The following is a 17,968-nucleotide window of genomic DNA, read 5'->3' as shown; positions in this document are numbered from 1 at the left end:
ATCGGGGACATCACGTTTTATCACATTTCGCAATCGTGTGCGCTCCCGGATCGGCAAAAACATACAGCGTGTTGGCGAACCGTCGTTTCACCAACAAAATGTTCAACAGGCTGTCAAAACACCCGGAAATATCTCATGATGACGTTGTGATTAAATCAGTTCACCCAAACCACCTCACCTTCAGCCTTTTCTTTTGCTATTGAGGAACCATTCGTTGAGCAAATATTCTCAACCACCACGATTTGACCTGGCCAGAATCCTGTTCAGTCTGGTGTTTATTACTATCATGATTATTGCCTGTTTTTGGGTGGTGCAGCCTTTTATTCTGGGATTCGCCTGGGCATGTATGGTGGTCATTGCCACCTGGCCAATGCTGATTAAATTTCAGGCGCTATTATGGGGGCGGCGTTCTCTGGCAGTGCTGGTGATGACGTTGCTGCTTATCCTGCTATTTATTGTCCCGATTGCCGTTCTTGTCAGCAGCGTGGTGGATAACAGTTCGGCGTTAATGAGCTGGGGAGCCAGACAGGAAAATTTTTCGCCACCGACGCTAGAGTGGCTGACGTCCATTCCTTTAGTGGGAGAGAAATTATTTAACAGCTGGCAGGCGCTGTTGCAAAGCGGTGGCAGCGGTCTGTTCGCCAAGGTGCAACCCTATTTTGGTAAAACGGCAACCTGGCTGGTGGCACAGGCTGCGCATGTCGGGCGTTTTCTGATGCACTGCTCCCTGATGCTGATCTTCAGCGCCCTGCTCTATTACAAGGGCGAAGCCGTTGCGAAGGCCGTGCGACATTTCGCTATCCGGCTGGGACAGGAGCGCGGCGATGCCGCCGTGATTCTGGCAGCACAGTCAATTCGTGCCGTCGCACTGGGCGTGGTGGTAACGGCTATCGTGCAATCGGTGTTAGGCGGAATCGGTCTGGGGCTATCAGGGATTCCCTACACCACACTATTAACCGTTCTGATGTTTCTATGTTGTCTGGCGCAGTTGGGGCCACTTCCGGTATTGATTCCTGCGATTATCTGGCTGTATTGGACGGGCGATACCACCTGGGGCACCATCCTACTGGTATGGAGCTGTTTCGTTGGCACAATCGATAACATTATCCGTCCGGTATTAATCAGAATGGGAGCCGATCTTCCTATGCTGCTGATTCTTTCCGGCGTGATTGGTGGGTTGTTGGCGTTTGGCATGATTGGGATATTTATTGGCCCGGTCGTCCTCGCCGTTTCCTACCGTCTGCTGTTTGCCTGGATGCGTGAAATCCCCGAACCGCAAAACATCCTCTCCGTTAATACGTCTAACACACCGAATAAAGAGTAAGACCGGTAATCACTGTTTTATCTTCCCGTGGGTGGTGCGCCGCCCACGCATTCCCTTTCCCGACATCGCTTCTTCGGCTCTATTTTCCGATTCTATTTTTTCGACACTATCATTCCCTTACTTTTTCAATAGGTAAAAGTAGCTAATGATTAACCCTCTATTCCTAGGGATTAGTCCTAAAAATTTTGATATCATTTCTCTAATGCATCAATATTATTGACAATATAAAAACTCTGAGAAAGCAACTCTTAAAAGATAATTAACTATTAGGATGATTCTTAATGACTGGATAGGCCATAATCCATAGGATAAATACCGGAGCTAGTATTAACCTACTGTTTGTCAATGAGGTTTCCTCCTCGTCAGAGTTAGTAACGAATTGCTGTGTGTAGTCTTTGCCCATCCCCTGAGATGGGCCTTTTTTTTCCTTTCATTTGTCTTCCATTCAATTACGCCTCATCCCTTTTTTGTTACTCTCCTGTTTGCCTACTCTCAGTTCAGTTTTTCAGGAGTTTTTCATGATGCCTCTCGCCGCGAAGAGATTGCTACTCTGTGGCTTATTCACCCTTCTGACAGCCTGCGATAATCCAACGCCGACGACACAGCGCCCTTTGTTGACCATTGAAGGCAAGACCATGGGGACATTTTACAGCGTCAAAATTAGCGGCGATGTCACCGAAGATAAAACGCAGCTGCAACGGGAAATCGATGCCCTGCTGGAGCAGGCCAATAACGACATTTCCACCTACCGTGACGATTCGGTACTGTCGCGTTTTAATCAGTACCGGGGAACGGAACCACAGCCCATCAGCAATGGCATGGCGGATATCATTCTGGCCGCGCTGCGTATCGGTAACGCCACGCACGGCGCGATGGATATCACCGTCGGCCCGTTGGTTAATCTCTGGGGATTCGGCCCGCAGAAGCAGCCTACGCGGATTCCCAGCCAACAGCAGATTGATTTAGCGCGGCAAAATGTCGGGCTGCGCCACCTGAAACTGATCGGTGACGAAAAAGGCGAGTGGATTCAGAAAGACCTTCCGGATTTGTATGTCGATCTCTCCACGCTGGGCGAAGGCTACGGCGCAGACGTTCTTGCGCAGCTAATGACGCGTAAAGGGATCACCAATTATCTGGTTTCCGTCGGTGGTGCGATTTCCAGCCGTGGGGTGAACGCCGAGGGTACGCCGTGGCGTGTGGCGATTCAGAAGCCAACCGATCAGGAAAATGCAGCGCAGGCGGCGGTGAATTTGCAGGGTTATGCGATCAGCACCTCCGGCAGCTATCGGAATTATTTTGAGGAAGACAGCAAACGCTATTCTCACGTTATCGATCCCGAGACGGGCAGACCGATTACTCATCAGTTGGTTTCTGCAACCGTGATTGCGCCAACCGCGCTGGAAGCCGATGGCTGGGATACGGGTTTGATGGTGTTGGGAACGGAGAAGGCGTTGAAGCTGGCGGAACAGCAGGGGTTGGCGGTTTATCTGATTACCAAAACGGATAAAGGCTTTAGCGCAGTGATGACGCCACAGTTCAAATCCTTCCTGATTGCAGCACCGTGATTTTCAGCACGGCTTGCGATAAGCAGCGGCCGAGCGGTGGTAATGGATAGATCGTAAAGACGCTGTAAATACATCCCTGTACGCTCGGATTGCGCAGATATGAATCTCATCCCTGAGATTCACCCTTGCAGGGCAGTCGCAAGCGACGTTCAAAAGCGTTCCTGACGCTTTTGTCCATGGCGCAAACGCTTTACTCTTCTATTCCATTACCACCGTTTTCATTCTGTAAATATTGTTTCAACAACCTGAATGGCTGATGACTACGGATATCAGACACCCACATTACGGATTACTTGTGCTCCGCCAGATTCAGCCAGGTTTGCACCACGGTGTCCGGGTTGAGCGACAGGCTATCGATGCCCTGCTCCATCAGCCAGAGCGCGAAATCTTCGTGATCTGACGGGCCCTGACCGCAAATACCGACGTATTTACCCTGTTTCTTGGCGGCTTTAATCGCCATCGACAGCAGCGCCTTGACCGCATCGTTACGTTCATCAAACAGCGACGATACCACGCCAGAGTCGCGATCCAGACCCAGCGCCAGCTGCGTCATGTCGTTTGAACCGATGGAGAAGCCATCAAAGTGTTGCAGGAATTCATCGGCCAACAGCGCGTTGGACGGAATTTCGCACATCATGATGATTTTCAGACCGTCTTCGCCACGGCGCAGACCCTGACTCGCCAGTTCGGCAATCACCGCTTCCGCTTGCGCCACGGTACGAACGAACGGGATCATGATCTCGACGTTCTTCAGACCCATCACGTTACGCACGCGTTTGACCGCTTCACATTCCAGCGCAAAACAGGCTTTGAAGTCCGGCGATACGTAGCGGCCTGCACCGCGGAAGCCCAGCATCGGGTTTTCTTCTTCCGGCTCATAGCGTTCACCGCCGACCAGATTGGCGTATTCGTTCGATTTAAAATCGGACAGACGGACGATGACACGCTTCGGCGAGAATGCCGCTGCCAGCGTCGCGATCCCTTCCACTAGACGACCTACGTAGAATTCCACCGGATCGTCGTAGCCCTGCATCAGCGTTCTGATTTCGCGTTGCAGCTCAGGGGCTTGCTGGTCGAATTCCAGCAGCGCACGCGGGTGCACGCCAATCATGCGGTTGATGATGAATTCCAGACGCGCCAGACCGACGCCATCGTTTGGCAGGCAGGCGAAATCAAATGCGCGGTCAGGGTTACCTACGTTCATCATGATTTTCAGCGGCAGTTTAGGCATTTCATCAATCTGTGAACTCTTCACGGAGAAGTCCAGCAGATCCTGATACACATAACCAGTGTCGCCTTCCGCACAGGACACAGTCACTTTCTGCCCTTTGCGCAAACGCTCGGTCGCATCGCCACAGCCCACGACGGCCGGAATGCCCAGCTCACGTGCGATAATCGCCGCGTGGCAGGTACGTCCGCCGCGATTGGTAACAATCGCCGCCGCCTTCTTCATGATCGGTTCCCAGTCTGGGTCGGTCATGTCAGTCACCAGCACATCGCCCGCGTTGATCAGGTGCATCTCGCTGATGTCCTGAATCACTTTTACTTCGCCCGCACCGATACGGTGGCCGATCGCACGGCCTTCCACCAGCACCGTGCCACTGGCAGGCAGGTGATAACGCTCCATGACCTGGCCGTTGGAACGTACGGTCTCAGGGCGTGCCTGCACGATATAGAGTTTGCCCGTGTGGCCGTCTTTCGCCCACTCGATGTCCATCGGGCGGCCGTAGTGTTTCTCAATCAGCAGCGCCTGACGCGCCAGCGCTTGCACTTCATCATCCGTTAGACTGAAACGTGTCGTTTGTTCTGTCGGCACATCTTCAATCCGTACCTGCTTGCCATGTTCCTGACTCGCGGCATACACCATACGGATTTTTTTCGAACCCATGTTACGGCGCACAATCGCCGGTTTGTTGTTCTGCAAGGTCGGTTTATGAACATAGAACTCATCCGGGTTCACCGCGCCCTGCACCACCATTTCACCCAAGCCGTAAGCCGAGGTGATGAACACCACCTGATCAAAACCAGATTCGGTATCGATGGTAAACATCACACCCGCAGACGCCAGATCGGAGCGCACCATGCGTTGTACGCCCGCCGACAGCGCCACGCCGCGGTGATCATAGCCCTGATGCACACGATAGGAGATCGCACGATCGTTAAACAGCGACGCAAACACATGCTTCACCGCCACCATCACCGCGTCAATGCCCTGCACGTTCAGGAAGGTTTCCTGTTGGCCGGCAAAGGACGCATCCGGCATATCTTCTGCCGTGGCGGAAGAACGCACGGCAAACGAGGCGTCTTTCTCACCATCGGCCAGTTGCTGATAGGCGTCACTGATTGCCTTTTCCAGCTCCGGCTGGAATGGCGTATCAATAATCCACTGGCGAATCTGCGTACCCGCGCTCGCCAGTTGACTCAGATCGTCAATGTCGGTGCGATCGAGCAGCTCATAAATGCGCTGGTTGATCCCGCTTTGATTAAGAAAATCATTAAACGCCTGCGCCGTTGTCGCAAAACCGTTGGGAACAGCTACGCCCAATCCTGAAAGGTTGGTGATCATTTCACCCAGAGAGGCATTTTTGCCCCCCACCCTTTCAACGTCGTGCATACCGAGCTGGTTATACCAAAGGACATTACGCAAATCAGGGCCGTTATTGGACATCGAAAATAATCCTTTCTGCATACAATTAGGGTATGAAAGAGTTCGGTTGAGAATCGCCTCAACGCAATCAGGTTAGCATAGCGTTTTGATGAACATGGACAGGTGAATCGATCAACCTATGAAAAAAAACTGATTTCACGGCGAATGATTGCTTAACACGGTAAAAATCCAATATCGTAGAAGATTAGCATTCTTTATCATGAAGATAATGAAATGGTGTTTTAATAAAAGTATTATTGAAACGCAATTTTTGACGAGGTTAACGTGTTCGAGCTGTCGGAAATATCACAAGGGGGTTATGTGGAAAGAAACGTATTTTATGTCTCGGACGGTACAGCCATTACGGCAGAAGTACTGGGTCATGCGGTGTTATCCCAATTCCCCGTGAACACGGTTAGCTATACCTTACCTTTCGTGGAAAGTGAAGCGCGCGCCAAAGCCGTGTGTGAGCAAATCAATACGCTATATCAGCAAACCGGTGTGCGCCCGCTGGTGTTTTACTCCATCGTCACGCCGACCGTGCGTAACATTATTACCAGCAGCGAAGGGTTTTGCCAGGACATCGTACAGGCGCTGGTTGCCCCCTTGCAGGAAGAATTGAACACACCGCCTACGCCGATTGCCAATCGCACTCACGGTTTGACGGCCAATAACCTAAGTAAATACGACGCTCGTATTGCCGCTATCGATTATACGCTAGCGCACGATGACGGCATTTCGCTGCGCAACCTCGATCAGGCACAGGTTATTTTGCTGGGCGTGTCACGCTGCGGTAAAACGCCGACCAGCCTGTATCTGGCGATGCAATTCGGCATTCGCGCCGCTAACTATCCTTTTATTGCCGATGATATGGATAACCTGCGCCTGCCTGACGCGTTAAAACCTTTCCAGCACAAGCTATTCGGGCTCACCATTGATGCCGAACGGCTGGCGGCCATTCGAGAAGAGCGTCGGGGCAACAGTCGCTACGCTTCGTTGCGCCAGTGCCGTATGGAACTCAGTGAAGTTGAAGCGCTATTTCGCAAGCATCAGATTAAATATCTCAACACCACCAATTATTCCGTTGAGGAAATTTCCGCCAAAATCATCGACATTCTCGGCATGAGTCGAAGAATGTACTAGTACATGATAGATTTTTTATCCTGATGCGGTTGTAATGTGCGCCATTTCGTTTATTGTGTGCACCATCACTTCCCGGCATTTCGCCGCTGCGAAGCAACCTTTTAGTCGGAAACATAGCCTGAAAACGCTGTCTGAAAACACGGTCATGTCCATGCATTTCGGTGACGACAGGTTTTAGGCTTGACCGTATTCAGAGATAAAACATGCTGCAAACAGATGAACTGCGGAGCGCGCGCATCGAGAGTCTGGTGACGCCTCAAACGCTACTCGCCAGACTCCCGATTACCCCTGCCGTTGCCGAAAATGTCACCTCGTCACGCAAGAAAATTGAAGCCATTCTAACGGGTCAAGATCCCCGTTTACTCGTCGTAGTTGGCCCGTGTTCCATCCATGACACCGATAGCGCGTTAGATTATGCACGCCGTCTGGCTGCACTACGCACGCAGTATCAGGATCGACTGGAAGTCGTCATGCGCACCTATTTTGAAAAACCGCGCACGGTGGTGGGCTGGAAGGGACTCATTTCCGATCCCGCGCTCAATGGAACGTTTCAGGTGAATGAAGGGCTGGAAATTGCACGCCGCCTGCTGCTGGACGTCAATCAGCTTGGATTGCCGACCGCGACGGAATTCCTCGATATGGTCACTGGCCAATATATCGCCGATCTAATTAGCTGGGGCGCGATTGGCGCGAGAACTACCGAAAGCCAGATCCACCGAGAAATGGCTTCAGCGCTGTCCTGCCCTGTTGGCTTCAAGAACGGGACGGACGGTAATACGCGCATCGCCGTCGATGCCATTCGTGCTGCTCGCGCCCAGCACATGTTCCTCTCGCCGGATAAGCAGGGCCTCATGTCAGTCTACAAAACGCAGGGCAACCCGTTTGGCCACATTATTATGCGCGGCGGGAAAAAACCGAACTACCACGCGGAAGATATCGCCGCCGCCTGCGATCGCCTGCGTGAATTCTCGTTGCCCGAACATCTGGTGGTCGATTTTAGCCATGCCAACTGTCAGAAACAGCATCGCCGTCAGCTCGACGTTGCCGACGACATTTGCCAGCAAATTCGCGCGGGTTCACGCGCTATCGCGGGCATCATGGCGGAAAGTTTCTTAATTGAAGGCAACCAGCCAGCGATCAATCCTCTAGCATTGACGTATGGGCAATCTATTACCGATCCGTGCCTGAGCTGGCAGGATACCGAAACGCTGCTGGCACGTCTGGCGGACGCCGTCGACAGCCGATTCCACGCTTAATCACTCTCCCTGTGGTTCACCGCCACGGGGAATATAGAGTATCTCATTCCCTCCAATTGCTTCGCAACGCAATACTCTTCCTCCTTCTTTTAGCTGATGAGTAATGTGGTGATATTAGTTTTCACGCTTATTTTTTTTGCAGGAAAACAACGTGTGGGCGTAGTATTTCCCTGGCAATTATAAGTTGACCATGTAAAACCATGGAGTAAAGTCATTAATAGAATCTAGAATAGGATTCATTGTTTATATTTATTTATCCATACACGACAGGGCTACTCTTATTTCTGTACAGCGGCCTACTGATGATATGGCATGGCTGTTTTACTCAGCCAAATTATAATGTTAAATACGTGGTTTAATTACTATGACGATACTTACTACTCGAATGACGCTCAGCGCAATGCTGGCGGCAGGATTATCATTTTCAGCCGTTAATGACGCGGCAACAGTTCATAATCAGCAGGATACACAGGCGGTGGTAGCCGTTAATGATGGCGTTTCTGTGCATCCCGTGTGGTGGAAAGAAGCCGTATTCTATCAGGTTTATCCCCGCTCATTTAAAGACAGTGACGGTGACGGAATTGGCGACCTGAAAGGACTGACCGAAAAGCTCGATTATTTAAAGGCACTCGGCATTAATGCCATCTGGATTAACCCCCATTATGACTCGCCGAATACCGATAATGGATACGATATTCGTGATTATCGCAAGATAATGAAAGAATATGGCACAATGGATGACTTCGATCGTCTCATTGCAGAAATGAAAAAGCGTGATATGCGATTAATGATAGATGTTGTCGTTAATCACACCAGCGATGAACATAAATGGTTTATCGAAAGTAAAAAATCAAAAGATAATCCTTATCGCGACTATTATATTTGGCGCGATGGTAAAGGTGGCACACCGCCTAATAATTACCCCTCCTTCTTCGGCGGTTCCGCCTGGCAGAAAGATAACGTAACACAGCAATATTATTTACACTATTTTGGCGTACAGCAGCCCGATCTGAATTGGGATAATCCCAAAGTACGTGAAGAGGTGTACGACATGCTGCGTTTCTGGATTGATAAAGGCGTTTCCGGGCTGCGTATGGATACTGTGGCAACCTTTTCCAAGAATCCCGCTTTCCCCGACCTGACGCCAAAGCAACTGCAAAATTTTGCCTACACCTATACGCAGGGCCCTAATCTGCACCGTTACATTCAGGAAATGCACCAGAAGGTGCTGGCAAAATACGACGTCGTTTCCGCAGGTGAAATTTTCGGTGTACCGCTTGAGGAAGCGGCCCCGTTTATCGATCAACGCCGTAAAGAACTCGATATGGCCTTCTCATTCGATCTTATCCGTCTCGATCGCGCCGTAGAGGAAAGATGGCGACGGAATGATTGGACGCTGTCCCAGTTCCGTCAGATCAACAAGCGGCTGGTCGACATGGCTGGGCAACATGGCTGGAATACCTTTTTCCTGAGCAACCATGACAACCCGCGTGCCGTATCACACTTCGGTGACGATCGCCCCGAGTGGCGCACCCGTTCCGCCAAAGCGCTGGCGACCTTAGCATTAACGCAGCGAGCGACCCCGTTTATTTATCAAGGAGACGAATTGGGCATGACCAACTACCCGTTTACGTCATTGTCTGAATTCGATGACATTGAAGTTAAAGGCTTCTGGCAGGACTTTGTAGAGACCGGAAAAGTGAAACCTGATGTCTTTCTGGAAAACGTGAAACAAACTAGTCGCGATAACAGTCGCACACCATTCCACTGGAGCAATACGGCACAGGCAGGCTTTACTACAGGTACTCCCTGGTTCCGCATTAATCCCAACTATAAAAACATCAATGCAGAGGAGCAAACGCAAAACCCAGACTCCATCTTCCATTTCTATCGTCAGTTGATCGCACTTCGTCATGCCACGCCAGCGTTCACCTACGGAACCTATCAGGATCTCGATCCGAACAATAACGAGGTACTTGCTTATACTCGTGAACTCAACCAACAACGTTATCTCGTCGTGGTGAACTTTAAAGAGAAACCCGTGCATTACGCGCTGCCGAAAACGCTTTCCATCAAACAGCCCTTACTAGAAAGTGGGCAAAAAGATAAGGTAAAACCGAACGTGACGACGCTTGAGTTACAGCCGTGGCAATCTGGTATTTATCAGTTGAACTAATCGCGTTGAACTCGTCGGTACGCCCGCACGTCACATCCCGGCGAGCGGGCGAATTTACAGCGAAAGCTTATTACGCTGCATATAAAAGCTAACCTGATAATCATGTACGTTATAAATCATAATCGAAAAATCAAGGTACGCTCCTTCAACCGACTGCGATAGCGATGTCATTTGTAACATCGGCGCTCCCTCTCTAACGCTTAATAAGCGTGCCACCGATGCATCGGCTAAAATCGGCGAGAAAACTTCGTAACAACCGGCAATCTCAATGTGCTTTTCATCCTCGATATAAGCGAATTTTGATCCCTGCAAATGCTTGACCGACAGTTCTGGAAAGGGAGCAACCGGTAAATAGCTGTCTTCCAACATACAGGATTTACCGTCCACGTAGCGAATACGTTGGGCAAAGTAGATCTTTTCATCTGTCCTAAGCCGCAACTGTCGGGCAATCGCTGGCGGCGCGGGGATAATACGAAAATCCACGACGTCATTGGTCGTCGTACGACCAATCAAACGCATATGTTCGGCAAAACTGTTCAGCGCGTGACTCTCATGCTGAACATCTTTTTGTAGGATGTAGGTTCCACTCCCGTGGCGGCGCTCCAGTAGCCCTTCAGCCACCAGCAGTTCTAGCGCTTTACGTAAGGTCATTCGCGAAACGGAGAATTCTTTCGCCAAATGTTTCTCCGCGGGCAACACTTCACCAACGCGGAATTCTGCAGAATTAATGCGTGAACGAATCTGTTCGGCAATAAATTTATAGATCACTTTTAGACCTCCCTTTCCTCTTTCCGATGCCATGAGATTCACCCGACACCCTTAATTTTTATTTTCTAATCATAGTATTACGTTTCTCTCATCGCCAACGCTTTCCCGCACAGAATAAACAGGTCTGCAAGACTGCCAAAAGCTATACCTCTTTCCATACGCCAACTTGTTGATTGAGCTCACAAATCATCGATACACGCTCTGTTTGTGTGAAGCGACCTGCTTATTCTCACTACAGAACGCGTTATCTAGACCAAAAAAATAAATTTCCCTACAAACATAAAAATGAAGGACACCATTATGCTCAGTCAAATTCAGCGGTTTGGTGGCGCAATGTTCACACCAGTGCTGCTATTTCCTTTTGCCGGTATCGTCGTCGGATTGGCGATCATGCTGTCGAATCCCCTACTTGTGGGTGAGTTAGCTAACCCAGACAGCCTATTTTTTCAGATAGTTTATGTGATTGAAGAAGGCGGATGGACCATCTTCCGCAATATGCCACTGATTTTTGCGTTTTGTCTGCCGATTGGATTGGCAAATCACTCACCTGCCAGAGCGTGTCTTGCAGCACTGGTGTCTTACCTGACCTTTAATTACCTTATTCAAGCAATGGCGACCCAATGGGGCGGCTATTTCAATATTGATTTCAGCGCCGAGATCGGCGGCATCAGTGGATTAACGTCGATCGCAGGCATCAAAACGCTGGATACCAGCATTATTGGCGCTATCGTCATCTCCGCCTTTATCACCGCCCTTCACAACCGTTATTACGATAAAACGCTGCCGGTTTATCTCGGTATATTTCAAGGTACTGCTTTTGTGGTGATCATCAGCTTCCTGTTGATGCTACCAGCCGCCTGGCTGACCTTACTTATCTGGCCTAAAATCCAGATGGGAATCGCGTCCCTTCAGGGATTGCTTCTGGCATCGGGCGCTGCCGGAGTCTGGGTATACACGTTTCTGGAACGCATTTTAATCCCCACCGGACTACATCATTTCGTTTACGGACCGTTTATCTATGGTCCAGTCGCAGTAGAAGGCGGTATTCAGGTTAACTGGATCGCAAACATTCAGGCTTTTAGTCAGTCCACACTGCCATTGAAGACGCTTTTTCCCGTTGGCGGGTTCGCGCTGTTTGGCAACGCCAAGATCTTTGGTGCCATCGGCATCGCCGCAGCCATGTACGCCACAGCCAGCCCTGAAAACAAAAGCAAAGTTGCAGGACTGTTGATCCCTGCCGTACTGACTTCCGTGCTGGTTGGTATCACCGAACCACTTGAGTTCACTTTCTTGTTCATCGCCCCTGTTCTGTTCGCGATACATGCTGTGTTGGCCGCTACGATGACCACCGTGATGTATATTCTGGGCGTAGTCGGCAATATGGGCGGCGGACTGATTGAAATCGCCACGCAGAACTGGCTTCCCATGTTCCACCATCACGCCATGAATATGGTCATCCAAATTAGCGTCGGCATCCTGTTCTCCTTTCTTTATTTCCTGATTTTTCGCACCGTGATTTTGCGTTTCAACATCAAAACACCGGGACGGGAAGACAGCGAAATTCGCCTCTATTCAAAAGCAGATCTTGCTGGAAAAACCACGCCTCAACACGTGACACAACACGCAGCACAACAGGACGAAGCTAAAGCCTATCTGACCGCGTTGGGCGGAGCGGAAAACATAGCTAGTCTCACCAACTGCGCCACCCGTTTACGCATTACGCTGGCAGATCCAACGTTAATGCAATCCGATGACGTATTCCGCCAGCTCGGAGCACACGGCGTCGTCCGCAACAATCACGCCATTCAGATTATCGTCGGCCTGTCGGTTCCTCAGGTACGCGATCGTCTGGAAAATCTCATGCAAAACACACACCCTATGGAGGTTCAACCATGAAAAAATTTTCAATTTTAATCGCAGGCGGTGGCAGTACTTTTACCCCAGGCATTGTTCTTATGCTGCTGCAAAATCAGGATCGTTTTCCGATCGGTACGCTGAAATTTTATGACAACGACAGCGCTCGTCAGGAAATCGTCGCCGAAGCCTGCAAAATTTTGCTGCAAGAGCAGGCGCCTGAAATCAAGTTCAGCTATACCACCGATCCACAAACCGCATTTACCGACGTGGACTTTGTGATGGCACACATTCGCGTCGGTAAGTACCCTATGCGCGAACTGGATGAAAAAATTCCACTTCGTCACGGCGTAGTTGGGCAAGAAACCTGTGGCCCGGGCGGAATTGCTTACGGTATGCGCTCCATTGGCGGCGTGCTTGAATTAGTGGATTACATGGAGCAATACTCACCACAGGCGTGGATGCTAAATTACTCCAACCCAGCGGCAATCGTGGCAGAAGCCACCCGCAAGCTGCGTCCTAATGCAAAAATACTCAATATCTGTGATATGCCAATCGGCATAGAAGGCAGAATGGCAGACATTCTTGGCCTGAAGTCACGCAAGGAGATGACGGTACGCTACTACGGACTGAATCACTTCGGCTGGTGGACATCGATCCAGGATAAAGACGGTAACGAGTTACTGCCAACCATCCGCGAACACGTCGCTCAACATGGCTATATTCCACTGACGGTTGAGAACCATAACGAAGCAAGCTGGAACGACACGTTCGCCAAAGCGAAAGATGTCTGCGCACTCGATCCGCAGACGCTGCCCAATACCTACCTGAAATATTATTTCTTCCCCGATTATGTCGTGGCGCATGCCAATCCTGACTATACGCGAGCCAATGAGGTTATGGCCGGACGGGAAAAACAGGTGTTTGGCGCTTGCCGCGCCATCACTGAAGCGAAATCGGGTGCTGCTGGCGATCTCGAAATCGATGAACATGCTTCTTATATTGTCGATCTGGCACGCGCTATCGCATTTAACACGCGAGAAAGAATGCTATTGATTGTTGAGAACAACGGCGCGATACGTAATTTTGATCCTAGCGCGATGGTGGAAATTCCGTGTCTCGTAGGAAGCCATGGGCCAGAGCCGCTGCAAATAGGTGACATCCCTACGTTCCAAAAAGGATTAATGAGCCAGCAGGTTGCCGTCGAAAAACTGGTGGTTGAAGCCTGGGAAGAGGGATCGTATCAAAAGCTGTGGCAAGCGCTGACATTGTCCAAAACGGTTCCTAGCGCAAGCGTCGCCAAAGCCATTTTGGACGATCTGATTGACGCCAACCGCAATTTCTGGCCTGAATTACACTAGCCGTAAACGATTTACCGCCCCTTCTTATCGTGGAGGGGCTTTCTCCTTCTACCTTTCCCGGTATCTCGCGACACATAAACGCCTCACGCAATTTCCCTTATTCCACTTATTAAGAAAACTTCACTTGAGGTTGCGTTTTTGTTACATGAAAATGATTCTCATTCATTGCTATAATCAACACGACAACGATTAAGGGAACGAGATGCAGACGTCCATTTACCAACAATACCTCCAGGCTAAAGTAGAACATCCGCGTAAATACGCCCGCGATCTGGCTGCACAACTCGGCATCAGTGAAGCGGAATTAACTCACGCCCGCGTCGGACACGATGCACAGCGTCTACAGGGTGATGCCAAAGTTTGGCTCAGTGCACTGGAGCAAGTTGGTAATACCAAGTCGATCACGCGCAACGAATACGCCGTGCATGAGCACACCGGTTACTATCAAAACCAGACGCTTGATGGGCACGCTGGCCTTATCCTCAATCCGCGCGAGTTGGATCTGCGTTTGTTCCTTTCTCAATGGGCTTCCGCCTTTGCGCTGCGTGAAAATACCGCACGCGGTGAGCGCCAGAGTATTCAATTTTTCGATCATCAAGGTGATGCCATTCTGAAGGTCTACACGACCGACACCACGGACATGGACGCCTGGCAGTTATTTGTTGAGAAATTTACCAGCAGCGAAAATCCCGCGTTGGCACTTCGCCCAGCGAACAGCGCAGCAGTCGAGCAGGTCGTTGCCCATAATCCTCAGCTTGAAGCGGAATGGCGTGCGATGACGGATGTGCATGATTTCTTTATTCTGCTCAAGCGCTATAACCTGACACGTCAGCAGGCGTTTAACTCGGTCGCCGACGATCTAGCCTACCGTGTAGAAAACGATGCGCTGTCACAGATTCTGTTTGCCGCACGTGAAGATCAGAACGAGATCATGGTATTTGTCGGTAACCGTGGCTGTGTGCAAATCTTCACCGGTACGCTTGAGCGTGTAGAACGTATGGAGCAGCATGCGGAATGGATTAACATCTTTAATAAAGATTTCACCCTGCATCTGATCGAAGGCGCGATCGCTGAAAGTTGGATCACGCGTAAACCGACAGCCGACGGTATTGTGACCAGCCTCGAGCTCTATGCCGCTGACGGCTCTCAAATTGCACAACTCTTTGGGCAACGTACTGAAGGCACGCCGGAACAACAGCAGTGGCGTGACCAAATCAATGCCCTGAAACCGCATAAGGATCTCGCCGCATGAAAAACTGGCTATTCCCCCTGCTATTGACACTCCCGCTGGGGGTGTCTGCTGCCGAACGTATCGTTTCTATCGGCGGCGACGTCACGGAAATTATCTATGCGCTGGGCGCGGAGAAAGATCTGGTTGCGCGCGATAGTACCAGCCTGCATCCGGAAGCCGTGAAGAAACTGCCTGATGTAGGCTACATGCGTCACCTCAATGCGGAAGGGATTCTGGCAATGAAACCGTCTCTGGTTCTCGCCAGCGATCTGTCTCAGCCATCACTCATCCTGCAGCAAGTTGCGGACAGCGGCACAAAAGTGGTTCATGTAACCGCCGAGCCATCGCTGGATGCGGTGCCGAAGAAAATCGGGGCCATCGCTCAGACGCTAGGAAAGGACGCAGAAGGTAAAAAACTAGCGGAAACTTATCAGCAACAGTTGGCGGCAGTCAAAACGTCACCGCTGCCGGTTAATGTGCTGTTCATTCTCAGCCACGGCGGCATGACCGCGCTGGCTGCGGGCAAAAATAGCCCGCCAGACACCATTATCCGCAGCGCCGGATTAAAAAATGCCATGCAAAACGTTGAGCGCTACCAGCCATTGTCGCAGGAAGGTGTGATCGCCAGTGCGCCGGATCTGATTCTGATCTCCAGTCAAGGATTGAAAACGTTGGGTGGTGAAGCACAGGTCTGGAAATTACCCGGCCTGGAACTGACACCTGCGGGTAAGAACAAACGCCTGTTAGTGGTCGATGACATGGCAATGCTCGGCTTCACGCTCGATACCCCAGCGCTGATGGCAACACTGCGTCAAACAGCTGAAGCGATAAAATGACGTCACGGTTTCACCCGCGCACGTGGTTGATCGCACTGCTGTTATTGATGGTGGCACTGATGGTGGGTGCCGCCAACATGGGTGCGCTCCCCCTATCACTCAAGATGTTATGGCAAACGCCGCTTGACGATCCGATCTGGCATATCTGGCTGAATATCCGCGTGCCCCGCGTGCTGCTGGCGATCCTCGTCGGTGGTGCGCTGGCTTGTTCCGGCGCGATTATGCAGGGGTTATTTCGCAATCCGCTCGCCGATCCCGGCCTGCTGGGTATCAGCAGTGGTGCCGCGCTCTGCGTGGCGCTGACTATCGTGCTGCCGCTCGGCCTTCCCCCTCTGCTGGCGCTTTACGGCCCGATGTTCGCTGCCTTCGCGGGTAGTCTGGCAATTACAGCGATCATTTTCATCCTCAGCCGCTCCGAACAGGGTGGATTAACCCGACTATTGCTGGCAGGTATTGCGCTCAATGCGCTGTGTCTTGCCCTCATCGGCGTGTTGACCTACATCAGTACCGATCAGCAACTGCGCCAGTTCTCACTGTGGGGAATGGGGAGCCTCGGACAAGCACAATGGCCAATGCTGCTCGTTGCCAGCACGCTGGTCATCCCTGCCACGATCGCCACGTTATACTACGCGCACCGTCTGAACGTGTTGCAATTAGGGGACGAAGAGGCGCATTACCTTGGCGTTAATGTGAAACGCACCAAGTACACGTTACTGTTGCTGAGTTCGCTGTTAGTTGGCGTGGCGGTGGCGGTCAGCGGCGTGATCGGGTTTATCGGGCTTATCATCCCACACCTGATGCGCATGCATCTGGGTGCCGACCATCGCTGGCTCATCCCCGGCTCTATCCTCGGCGGTGCCTGTCTGCTGTTGTTTGCGGATACGCTGGCACGCACGCTGCTTTCTCCAGCAGAAATGCCTGTTGGTTTGTTAAGTAGCCTGATTGGCGGGCCGTATTTCTTATGGCTGATCGTTCAGCATAAAGGACGAGGCAATGACTGACTCAGCGTACGACCGGACGTTAGTCGCACGTCATCTACGCTTTCAGACCAACGGGCGTTATCTGACAGATGACGTTTCTCTGGCGCTACATCCTGGGGAAATCGTCGCGATTATCGGCCCTAACGGTGCGGGGAAATCCACCCTGCTCCGTTTACTGACCGGTTATTTGACGCCAGATGAAGGCGAGTGCCTGCTAGCCGGACAGCCTTTTTCGCACTGGCAGCCCGGCGCGCTCGCAAAAACGCGTGCGGTGATGCGTCAACATAGCGGCATGGCGTTTGCGTTTAGCGTGCGGGATGTCGTTGCGATGGGGCGCTCCCCTCATGGCCGCTACCCGAAAAATGATGATGTTATTCAGCAGGTCATGGCGCAAACGGGCTGTCTGGAACTGGCTACGCGCGACTATCGTCAGCTTTCCGGCGGGGAGCAGCAGCGGGTGCAACTGGCTCGCGTGCTGGCGCAGCTGTGGCATCCAGAACCAACGCCGGGTTGGTTATTTCTCGATGAACCGACTTCGGCGCTGGATCTGTACCACCAGCAGCACCTCTTACGCCTGCTCAAGCAACTGACACGCGAACAGCCGTTATCCGTATGCTGCGTCCTGCACGACCTGAATCTGGCCGCGCTGTATGCCGACCGCATTCTGCTGCTGCACGAAGGGAAGCTGGTCGCACAAGGCACGCCTGCGCAAGTGCTACAGGCAGAGACGTTGACCCACTGGTATCGCGCCGATCTCAGCGTCGGTTCACACCCTGACTACACCATTCCGCAGGTTTATCTGCGGCAATAGCCAAGTCCCCCCTGCT

13 protein-coding genes and 1 other RNA gene are annotated in these 17,968 nt (G+C 51.4%); 12 read left to right on the top strand and 2 right to left on the bottom strand.

Annotated features, from left to right (window positions below; all coding sequences use genetic code 11):
* The first annotated feature begins 214 nt into the window (after positions 1-214).
* The 3 genes from ydiK to apbE all read left to right on the top strand — a co-directional run bounded on the left by ydiK (position 215) and on the right by apbE (position 2,889).
* Positions 215-1,324, top strand: coding sequence for an AI-2E family transporter YdiK (gene ydiK, locus EO763_RS09260; protein ID WP_103860436.1), 1,110 nt, complete (start codon positions 215-217; stop codon positions 1,322-1,324).
* Between the two features lie 315 nt (positions 1,325-1,639).
* An RNA gene (gene rprA, locus EO763_RS09255) (antisense sRNA RprA) lies at positions 1,640-1,751 on the top strand.
* Between the two features lie 91 nt (positions 1,752-1,842).
* Positions 1,843-2,889, top strand: coding sequence for an FAD:protein FMN transferase ApbE (apbE, locus tag EO763_RS09250; RefSeq protein ID WP_103970867.1), 1,047 nt, complete (start codon positions 1,843-1,845; stop codon positions 2,887-2,889).
* A gap of 289 nt (positions 2,890-3,178) precedes the next feature.
* On the opposite strand, the gene ppsA is transcribed toward apbE, so the two are convergent.
* Positions 3,179-5,557 (bottom strand): phosphoenolpyruvate synthase, encoded by a 2,379-nt coding sequence (ppsA, locus tag EO763_RS09245; RefSeq protein WP_161528762.1) that lies wholly within the window; start codon positions 5,555-5,557, stop codon positions 3,179-3,181.
* Positions 5,558-5,857: 300 nt separating this feature from the next.
* On the opposite strand from ppsA, the gene ppsR reads away from it, so the two are divergent.
* From ppsR to EO763_RS09230, 3 genes are all read left to right on the top strand, one after another.
* Positions 5,858-6,679: a posphoenolpyruvate synthetase regulatory kinase/phosphorylase PpsR gene (gene ppsR, locus EO763_RS09240; RefSeq protein ID WP_039490055.1), complete on the top strand. Its 822-nt coding sequence runs from the start codon at positions 5,858-5,860 to the stop codon at positions 6,677-6,679.
* A 203-nt stretch (positions 6,680-6,882) separates the two neighbouring features.
* Positions 6,883-7,935 carry a 3-deoxy-7-phosphoheptulonate synthase gene (locus tag EO763_RS09235; RefSeq protein ID WP_161528761.1) on the top strand — a complete coding sequence of 351 codons (1,053 nt, stop codon included), beginning with the start codon at positions 6,883-6,885 and terminating at the stop codon, positions 7,933-7,935.
* Between the two features lie 364 nt (positions 7,936-8,299).
* Positions 8,300-10,111 (top strand): glycoside hydrolase family 13 protein, encoded by a 1,812-nt coding sequence (locus tag EO763_RS09230; protein ID WP_161528760.1) that lies wholly within the window; start codon positions 8,300-8,302, stop codon positions 10,109-10,111.
* 54 nt (positions 10,112-10,165) lie between these two features.
* On the opposite strand, the gene EO763_RS09225 is transcribed toward EO763_RS09230, so the two are convergent.
* Entirely contained in the window at positions 10,166-10,879 is a 714-nt protein-coding gene (locus EO763_RS09225; protein ID WP_161528759.1) for a GntR family transcriptional regulator, read from the bottom strand.
* A 300-nt stretch (positions 10,880-11,179) separates the two neighbouring features.
* Here EO763_RS09225 and EO763_RS09220 point away from each other — a divergent pair, with 300 nt between their 5' ends.
* The 6 genes from EO763_RS09220 (at position 11,180) to EO763_RS09195 (ending at position 17,952) form a co-directional block, all read left to right on the top strand.
* Positions 11,180-12,775 (top strand): alpha-glucoside-specific PTS transporter subunit IIBC, encoded by a 1,596-nt coding sequence (locus EO763_RS09220; RefSeq protein ID WP_161528758.1) that lies wholly within the window; start codon positions 11,180-11,182, stop codon positions 12,773-12,775.
* Positions 12,772-14,094: a 6-phospho-alpha-glucosidase gene (locus EO763_RS09215; protein ID WP_044205143.1), complete on the top strand. Its 1,323-nt coding sequence runs from the start codon at positions 12,772-12,774 to the stop codon at positions 14,092-14,094. Before EO763_RS09220 ends, EO763_RS09215 begins: the two co-directional genes overlap by 4 nt.
* A 202-nt stretch (positions 14,095-14,296) precedes the next feature.
* A complete protein-coding gene (locus EO763_RS09210; RefSeq protein ID WP_161528757.1) occupies positions 14,297-15,346 on the top strand; it encodes a hemin-degrading factor in 1,050 nt (349 codons plus the stop codon).
* On the top strand, positions 15,343-16,161 hold the full coding sequence (locus EO763_RS09205; RefSeq protein WP_161528756.1) for a heme/hemin ABC transporter substrate-binding protein: 819 nt from the start codon (positions 15,343-15,345) through the stop codon (positions 16,159-16,161). Before EO763_RS09210 ends, EO763_RS09205 begins: the two co-directional genes overlap by 4 nt.
* Complete coding sequence (locus EO763_RS09200; RefSeq protein WP_039481224.1) at positions 16,158-17,162, top strand: FecCD family ABC transporter permease; 1,005 nt, start codon at positions 16,158-16,160, stop codon at positions 17,160-17,162. The genes EO763_RS09205 and EO763_RS09200 overlap by 4 nt, the downstream gene beginning before the upstream one ends.
* A complete protein-coding gene (locus EO763_RS09195) occupies positions 17,155-17,952 on the top strand; it encodes a heme ABC transporter ATP-binding protein (protein ID WP_039537998.1) in 798 nt (265 codons plus the stop codon). The genes EO763_RS09200 and EO763_RS09195 overlap by 8 nt, the downstream gene beginning before the upstream one ends.
* Positions 17,953-17,968: the final 16 nt, after the last annotated feature.

It is taken from the genome of Pectobacterium odoriferum (genome assembly GCF_009931295.1).
Taxonomy (GTDB): domain Bacteria; phylum Pseudomonadota; class Gammaproteobacteria; order Enterobacterales; family Enterobacteriaceae; genus Pectobacterium; species Pectobacterium odoriferum.
The sequence above is the reverse complement of the archived record's forward strand: the minus strand, read 5'-3'. Positions and strand labels throughout refer to the sequence as shown.

Bases quoted from the DNA above. Each gene is read 5' to 3' on its own strand.
- apbE (WP_103970867.1), top strand. From the start codon at position 1,843: ATGATGCCTCTCGCCGCGAAGAGATTGCTACTCTGTGGCTTATTCACC.
- ppsA (WP_161528762.1), bottom strand. From the start codon at position 5,557: ATGTCCAATAACGGCCCTGATTTGCGTAATGTCCTTTGGTATAACCAG.
- EO763_RS09235 (WP_161528761.1), top strand. From the start codon at position 6,883: ATGCTGCAAACAGATGAACTGCGGAGCGCGCGCATCGAGAGTCTGGTG.
- EO763_RS09230 (WP_161528760.1), top strand. From the start codon at position 8,300: ATGACGATACTTACTACTCGAATGACGCTCAGCGCAATGCTGGCGGCA.
- EO763_RS09220 (WP_161528758.1), top strand. From the start codon at position 11,180: ATGCTCAGTCAAATTCAGCGGTTTGGTGGCGCAATGTTCACACCAGTG.
- EO763_RS09215 (WP_044205143.1), top strand. From the start codon at position 12,772: ATGAAAAAATTTTCAATTTTAATCGCAGGCGGTGGCAGTACTTTTACC.
- EO763_RS09210 (WP_161528757.1), top strand. From the start codon at position 14,297: ATGCAGACGTCCATTTACCAACAATACCTCCAGGCTAAAGTAGAACAT.
- EO763_RS09205 (WP_161528756.1), top strand. From the start codon at position 15,343: ATGAAAAACTGGCTATTCCCCCTGCTATTGACACTCCCGCTGGGGGTG.
- EO763_RS09200 (WP_039481224.1), top strand. From the start codon at position 16,158: ATGACGTCACGGTTTCACCCGCGCACGTGGTTGATCGCACTGCTGTTA.
- EO763_RS09195 (WP_039537998.1), top strand. From the start codon at position 17,155: ATGACTGACTCAGCGTACGACCGGACGTTAGTCGCACGTCATCTACGC.